Below are 6,780 nucleotides of genomic sequence, written 5' to 3' on the forward strand. Positions count from 1 at the left end.
GGCCTATGAGAGCGAACACGCGCTGGCCTTCCACGACATCAACCCGCAGTCGCCCACGCACATCCTGGTCATCCCGAAGGGCCGCTACGTCGACTACGACGATTTCGCGGCCAACGCGTCCGACGCGGAGATCGCCGACTACGTCCGCGCCATCGGCACGGTGGCGCGCGAGGCCGGCGTGGTGGAGAGCGGCTACCGCATCCTGTCCAACTGCGGCCGCGACGCGCACCAGGAGGTGCCGCACCTGCACGTCCACATCTTCGCCGGCCGCGACCTCGGCGGCATGATCGCCCGGCAGAAGTAATTCTTACCCCTCCCCCAGCCCCGCTGGGGGAGGGGGCAAGTTGTCCTCAAGGATCAGCGGCGCCACGGCTGACGGTGCAAGTGCTGATCAAAACACAAAGATCAGAAGATTGAAAGATCAGAAGAATATTGCCACGCCGCAGCTCCCGCGCAGAGCACGCGCGCTGTCACGATTCTTCTGATCTTCCGATCTTTCAATCTTCGTGTTTTAAATTGACACGAAATCCGCCAGCCGAAAGGCCGACGGCATCAGCCCTGCCGGCCGAAGGCCCGGCCGCTTACGGCGATGTCGCGGTTGAAGCCTTCCGACACGCGGTCGTCGCCGTTGGAGGCGAGGTACAGCGTCACGTTGATGGCGGACAGGATGGCGTGGTCGATCTGCTCGGGCCGTGCGTCGTAACGCTTGATGGCGGACAGGGCGCGTGCGACCGAAGAAGCCATCGACGGAACCTCAACCCAGTTGAGCGGCAAGCGAAGCGACGAGCAGCACCGCAATGCCGGCAGCGGCGATCATGACGCCCAGCCGCTCGGCGGCGGTCCAACGGGCCCAATCCTCGGCAAAGCTGTTCAGCACGGTTGCGATTCCATACCTGCGGCGGTGCGCTGGGGGGTATGTACCACGATCGATAGGCGGATGGGAGTCAAACCTCCTAAAACTTTCGTCTAAAATGACGCACCGCAGCGTTGCGGTTCCCGCCTCCCCCGGCTCCCTCCAATTCGCGTAAAGAGTACTTCGCATACCGGCGATTGCCCCACCAATGCCGACGGGGCAACCGGTGGCTGCGCCCTTACCTTCCACGCTGGTTCGAGACGTGGAGCAGGGCATGGCAAGCATTCCCCCCGGCTATCTCAGCACCCGGGGCAACCAGATCGTCGACGACGCCGGTACGCCGGTGCGCATCACCGGCATCAACTGGTTCGGCCTGGACGGCCCGGGCTATGCGCCAGAGGGGCTGTGGGTGGACAGCTACCAGGGCCACCTGAACCGGATGATGGACCTGGGCTTCAACGCCGTGCGCCTGCCCTGGAGCGACGCGATGCTGGAGCCGGGGCGCACCCCCTCCACGATCGACTATTCGCTGAACCCGGACCTGACTGGGCTGACGCCGCTGCAGATCATCGACCGGATCGTCGCCTACGCCGGGCAGATCGGCATGCGCGTCATCCTCGACCACCACCGCAGCGGCGTGGGCAGCGGCCCCAACGAGAACGGCCTGTGGTACACGGAGCAGTATCCCGAGGCGACGATGATCGCCAACTGGCAGATGCTGGCCGCGCGCTACGCCGGCAACCCCACCGTGGCCGCCTTCGACCTGCACAACGAGCCGCACAACCCCGCCACCTGGGGCACCGGGGCCGCCACCGACTGGGACGCCGCGGCGGAGCGCATCGGCAACGCCGTGCAGGCGGTCAACCCCAACGTCCTGATCATCGTCGAGGGCGGGGAGACGGTGAATGGTGCCTGGTACTGGTGGGGCGGCAACCTGATGGCGGCACGCGCCCACCCGGTGGAGCTGACCGTGCCCAACAAGCTGGTCTACTCGCCGCACGACTACAGCCCGTCGATGCAGCCCCTGCCCTGGTTCGGCGCCGCCGACTTCCCCAACAACATGCCGGCCAAGTGGCACGAGGCGTGGGGCCACCTGTTCGCCGGCAACACCGCCCCCATCCTGGTGGGCGAGTTCGGCACCCGGCTGGAGACCGGCACCGACCAGCTGTGGCTGGGCAAGTTCGTGCAGTACCTGAACGGCGACCTGACGGGCGACGGTATCGGCGACCTGAACGCCGGGGAGCAAGGCATCAGCTGGACCTTCTGGTCGTGGAACCCGACCAGTTGGGACACCGGCGGCATCCTGAACGCCGACTGGATGAGCATCAGCCATGCCAAGATCGACATGCTGAAGCCAGCCATGTACCAGGACCCCAGCACCGCACCGCTGGTGGGCGCGCTGGCCGACACGGCGGACCGCACCGACGGCTCGCGCTTCGACGACGCGCTGATGGGCATGGGCGGCAACGACACGCTGTCGGGCGGCGACGGCGCCGACCTGCTGTACGGCAACCTTGGTGATGACGCCTTGTGGGGCAACCAGGGCACCGACGTGGTGTTCGGCGGCCAGGGTGCGGACGTGGTGCGCGGCGGTCTGGACGGCGACGCGCTGTACGGCAACATGGCCAACGACGTGGTCTATGGCGACGACGGCAACGACACGCTGTTCGGCGGTCAGGGCGACGACCTGCTCTACGGCGGCTTCGGCGCCGACATGCTGGCCGGCAACCTGGGCAACGACGCGCTGTACGGCGGCGCCGGGGCCGACCTGTTCGTGCTGGCCGGCACGCTAGGCGCGGACCGCATCCTGGACTTCAAATCGGCCGAGGGCGACCGGCTGCGCGTCGCGCCGGGTTCGCAGCACGCCGTGAGCCAGGGTGCCGAGGGCGCCGTCGTCGACTTCGGCGGCGGCAACCACGTCACCCTGGTCGGCGTATCGGCCAACACGGTGACGGCGGACCTGTTCGTGTGAGGGCGTTTAGCCCCCTCCCTAACCCTCCCCCGCCATGGGCGGTGGAGGGGACTGCCGCCGCTCTACCCTCCACCTCGAAGAGGGGGAGGGTGGCGAGCGCAAGCGAGCCGGGAGGGGGCAACCGTACCTACGCCATCGCGCGCAGCCGGTCGGCGGCCTCCCGGGTGTCGATGCGGCGATAGACGGCCTGCACGATGCTGAACAGGCCGAAGGCGATGAGGCCGGCCGCCACGATGCCCAGCAGCCAGGGACCCGATGGCTGCTCCTCCAGCGTGCGCAGCGCCTTGACGATGCCGCCGGATTCCGAAGAGTCCGCGTGCCACGCCGCGTGCATGAAGAAGATGCCGACCAGCGCGAACACCACGCCCTTGGCCGCGAAGCCCGCCCGCCCGATGGTGCAGACGATCCCGTGCTTGTCCGATCCCACGGCCATGTGGCGGCGGAAGCTGGCCTTGTAGGCCTTCACGAAGTGGGCGATGGCCGCCGCGGCGATGCCGGCGCCCACCGCCGCCACCAGGAACCGGCCGGCCGGCATGCCCATCAGCCAGACGGTCCAGTCGCGCGCCGTGCTCTCCCCATCGCCGCCGCTGCCGCGTCCGGCCAGCAGCCCGACGGCGCCCAGGGCCAAACCGGCGTGCAGGATGCCGGCGATCACCTGCCCAGCGCGGATCGCCAGCCCCTTCCACGCGCTGCCGTAGCGGTCGACGTCCAGCACCCCCTGCATGATGCGCCACAGCGCGTAGCCGGCCAGCCCCAGCGCGACCAGCGCCAGCAGGACGGAACCGAACGGGTGCTGGAACAGCTCGACCAGCGCGCCCTTGCTGTCGGTGGGCCGGCCGGCGCCGCGCGCCGCCGTGAGCGCGAACCAGCCGATGATCAGGTAGACGAGGCCGCGCGCGGCGTAGCCCAGGCGCGCCAGCCCTTCGATGTCCCGCAGGGTATCCCGTGTGTCCATGCTCCCCTCCACCGAGGGATAACGGAACCGTTCGCACCCTGTTCCGATGGACACTGAACCGTTCAGCTGGCCGGGGTCACCGTCTTGGGCAGCAGCAGCACGTATTCGCCGGCACTCTTCATCACGCCGGCGCGTTGCTCGGCGTCCGGGCCGTGGCCCCAGAAGACGTCGCCGCGCACCGGGCCGCGGATGGCGCCGCCGGTGTCCTGCGCCACCATCAGCCGGCGCAGGCGCTGCGCCTTGTCCAGCGGGTCCTCGGCGTCCAGCCAGACCGGCACGCCGTAGGGCAGGAACTTCGGATCCACCGCCAGCGACCGGCCGGGGGTGAGCGCCACCCCCTGCGCGCCGTTCGGCCCCTCCCCCTTCAGCTCCTGGAAGAAGACGTAGGAGGGGTTCTTGTTCATCACCCCAGCGGCCTGATCCGGGTTGGCCAGCAGCCAGGCGCGGATGGTCTGCAGCGAGACCTCCTCCCGCTTCAAGGCACCCCGGTCGATCAGCTCCTTGCCGATGGCAACGTACTTGTGGCCGTTCTGCCCGGCGTAGCCGACGCGCACCACCCCGCCGTCGGGCAGCGTGACGCGGCCGGAGCCCTGGATCTGCAGGAAGAAGGCGCCGATCGGGTCGTCCACCCACGCCAGCTCCAGCCCCTTGCCGCGCAAGGCGCCGGCCTCGATCGCCGCGCGGTCCTCATAGGGCTTGAGCCGCCCATCGACGACGCGGCCGGCGATGCGCTCGCCGCGCCAGCGCTCGGCGAACTCGCCCAGGTCGACCATCACGAGGTCGCCGGGCTTTTTGTAGAGCGGTACCGGGAAGGCGGCGTCCGGCGTGCGGGAGCCCTTCAGCTCCGGCTCGTAATAGCCGGTGAAGAGGCCCTTGCGGGTGCCGTTGTTGCCGGCGGCATAGGGGGTGAACCACGTTTCGAAGAAGGTTCGCGCGCGCGCTTCGTCGCCGGCCGGCAGGGCGGCCAGCTCGGCGCACACGGCGGTCCAGTCGGCGACCTTGCCGCCGACGCCGTTCGGACCCACCGGCTTGTCGGCCGGCTGGCCCTTGAGCCGGGCGCAGGAGCGCTGGAAGGCGGGCACCGCCTCGGCCACGCGGTCGTCGGTCCAGCCGGGCAGGTCCCGGAAGGACAGAGGGGCGAGCGTCAGGCGGTCGGGCGGCGGGGGCGCCTCGTCCTTGCGTTCCTCGCCGCAGGAGGCCAGGACCATCAGGGCAACCGCCGCGGCCGCGCGGAGAAAGGGGGAGCGGATCAATTCGGCGCGCGCGTCAATTGGGCGTGCGCGTCTCGACCAGCGACCAGTTCGGGTTGTTCGACCGCGTGTTGCGGGCGAACGTCCAGATGTCGGTCACCTCGACCACCTCGTCCGCGTTGCCGTCCACCACGGTGCCCTGCGCGTCGCGAGTGACGTTCATCTGGTCGGACACGAACTTGACGGTGACGAAGGCGGTGCGGCCGTCCAGGCGGGCCTCGATCACGTCGGCGTCGCGGACGAGGTCGATGCGGGTCTCCAGCGTCTCGCCGGCCTTCTGGCGGTCGCGGATGGCGCGCGAGAAGCTGTCGTACACGTCGTCGGCCAGCAGCGGGCGCAGGGTCGGCGTGTCGCCGCGGGCGAAGGCCTCCACCACCATCTGAAAGGCGGCGCGGGCACCCTGGACGAACTGCTTCTCGTCGAAGGACGGGTCGGCGCTGCGGATCTGGGCCAGCGACGCGGCCAGCGAGATCGGCTCGTCCGGCGCGGGCTGCGGCTGGCCGCGGTCGCGGCCGGGCATCGGCACGACGTTGTCCGGCCGGGCGGCGCCGGTGGCCGGCGGCGGGGTGAAGGGGTTGGGCCGCTGCCGTTCCTCGCCGTTGCGGCGGCCGAGCACGCTGCGCAGACGATACACGAGAAACGCCGCGATCATCGCGAAGATGACGATCTCGATGAACACGAATCCTTCACCCATCGCGCTAATTCCTGAGGGTTGGGCCTGGACCGTCACGCCGGCCGATATTAAGTCTAGCTCGTGGCCGCGCGCCGAACGGGGTCGCCCGGACGAATCCATTTGGCGACGCACTGGTCTACATAGGGCCTTCACCGCGAAAGAGCAAGGATGGGCAAGGCACTTCTATGGTTTCTCCTGCTCTTGCCGGTGCTGGAGATCGCCGTCTTCATCGAGGTGAGCTCGCGCATCGGCGCCGGGGCGACCGTCGGCCTGATCGTGCTGGCGGCGGTGCTGGGCGTGGCGCTTCTGCGCCGCCAGGGGCTGAGCGTCCTGCGCAAGGCGCAGGCGGCGGCCGACCGGGGCGAGCTGCCGGTGGGCGCGGTGTTCGAGGGGTTCTGCCTGGCGGTCGCGGGTATCCTGCTGATCATACCCGGATTCCTGACCGACACGGTCGCCCTGCTGCTGCTGATCCCGCCCTTGCGCAACGCCCTGGGCCTCTGGCTGTTCGAGAGGATGCGGCGCACGAGCGGGCTGCACGTCTGGATGAACGGCCAGCAGGTCGACCCGCGCCACCCGCCCCGCCGGCCGCCGGGCGCGCCCGGCACGGTGATCGACGTCGACTACCAGGAGGTGGACCCGGCCCCGGATGCCGCCCCGGACGCCGGTGCGCCGCGGCTGGAGGAGTCCCGCTGGGGCCCGAAGAACCCCCGGCCCTGAGCCCCAGTTGAGAATGATTCCCGGCCGGTCATACCGCGATGGTTGTCGGGACCGGCGATCCGTGCTAGCCAGCGCGGTTGAGAAAACCCCCAGGAAGGCCGTTCACGGCCAGGAGTTCGTTCATGTCCGATCAGGCGACCAACGGTGAGGACCAGGGCGCGCAGGCGCTGCCGCTGCACGTGCTCGCGCAATACGTCAAGGACCTCTCCTTCGAGAACCCCAACGCGCCGCAGAGCCTGCTGCCCGGCCAGCCGCAGCCGCAGGTGAACATCGGCGTCGACGTCCAGGTCCGCCCGGCCGCCGACGACATCTACGAGGTGTCTCTGCAGCTGCGCGCCGAGGCCAAGCAGGGCGAGACCG

General features: G+C 69.5%; 9 protein-coding genes. 4 read left to right on the forward strand and 5 right to left on the reverse strand.

Annotated elements, in window-relative coordinates; genetic code table 11:
- The coding region (locus VED21_RS35890) for an HIT domain-containing protein (RefSeq protein WP_324890786.1) at positions 1–304 on the forward strand (304 nt) is incomplete at its 5' end.
- A 248-nt stretch (positions 305–552) separates the two neighbouring features.
- Here the strand turns inward: VED21_RS35890 and VED21_RS35895 are convergent.
- Together VED21_RS35895 and VED21_RS35900 are read right to left on the reverse strand one after the other, a co-directional pair.
- A complete protein-coding gene (locus VED21_RS35895) occupies positions 553–744 on the reverse strand; it encodes a hypothetical protein (RefSeq protein WP_324890788.1) in 192 nt (63 codons plus the stop codon).
- Between the two features lie 10 nt (positions 745–754).
- Positions 755–877, reverse strand: a complete 123-nt coding sequence (locus VED21_RS35900; protein WP_324890790.1) for a hypothetical protein — start codon at positions 875–877, stop codon at positions 755–757.
- Between the two features lie 250 nt (positions 878–1,127).
- Here VED21_RS35900 and VED21_RS35905 point away from each other — a divergent pair, with 250 nt between their 5' ends.
- Positions 1,128–2,825 carry a cellulase family glycosylhydrolase gene (locus VED21_RS35905; RefSeq protein WP_324890792.1) on the forward strand — a complete coding sequence of 566 codons (1,698 nt, stop codon included), beginning with the start codon at positions 1,128–1,130 and terminating at the stop codon, positions 2,823–2,825.
- 127 nt (positions 2,826–2,952) lie between these two features.
- Here VED21_RS35905 and VED21_RS35910 read toward each other — a convergent pair whose 3' ends face one another.
- The 3 genes from VED21_RS35910 to VED21_RS35920 form a co-directional block, all read right to left on the reverse strand.
- Entirely contained in the window at positions 2,953–3,780 is an 828-nt protein-coding gene (locus VED21_RS35910) for a DUF1206 domain-containing protein (protein ID WP_324890793.1), read from the reverse strand.
- A gap of 62 nt (positions 3,781–3,842) precedes the next feature.
- Entirely contained in the window at positions 3,843–4,988 is a 1,146-nt protein-coding gene (locus VED21_RS35915; protein ID WP_324890795.1) for a murein transglycosylase A, read from the reverse strand.
- Positions 4,989–5,046: 58 nt separating this feature from the next.
- Positions 5,047–5,724, reverse strand: a complete 678-nt coding sequence (locus VED21_RS35920; protein ID WP_324890797.1) for a Tim44/TimA family putative adaptor protein — start codon at positions 5,722–5,724, stop codon at positions 5,047–5,049.
- Between the two features lie 147 nt (positions 5,725–5,871).
- Here VED21_RS35920 and VED21_RS35925 point away from each other — a divergent pair, with 147 nt between their 5' ends.
- Positions 5,872–6,420, forward strand: coding sequence for an FxsA family protein (locus tag VED21_RS35925; protein WP_324890799.1), 549 nt, complete (start codon positions 5,872–5,874; stop codon positions 6,418–6,420).
- Positions 6,421–6,542: 122 nt separating this feature from the next.
- The coding region (locus tag VED21_RS35930) for a protein-export chaperone SecB (RefSeq protein WP_324890801.1) at positions 6,543–6,780 on the forward strand (238 nt) is incomplete at its 3' end.

The organism is Azospirillum sp. (assembly GCF_035627195.1).
Classification (GTDB): Bacteria; Pseudomonadota; Alphaproteobacteria; order Azospirillales; family Azospirillaceae; genus Azospirillum.

Coding starts and splice junctions, on each gene's coding strand:
- VED21_RS35905 (WP_324890792.1), top strand. CDS start 1,128: ATGGCAAGCATTCCCCCCGGCTATCTCAGCACCCGGGGCAACCAGATC.
- VED21_RS35910 (WP_324890793.1), bottom strand. CDS start 3,780: ATGGACACACGGGATACCCTGCGGGACATCGAAGGGCTGGCGCGCCTG.
- VED21_RS35925 (WP_324890799.1), top strand. CDS start 5,872: ATGGGCAAGGCACTTCTATGGTTTCTCCTGCTCTTGCCGGTGCTGGAG.
- VED21_RS35920 (WP_324890797.1), bottom strand. CDS start 5,724: ATGGGTGAAGGATTCGTGTTCATCGAGATCGTCATCTTCGCGATGATC.
- VED21_RS35895 (WP_324890788.1), bottom strand. CDS start 744: ATGGCTTCTTCGGTCGCACGCGCCCTGTCCGCCATCAAGCGTTACGAC.
- VED21_RS35915 (WP_324890795.1), bottom strand. CDS start 4,988: ATGGTCCTGGCCTCCTGCGGCGAGGAACGCAAGGACGAGGCGCCCCCG.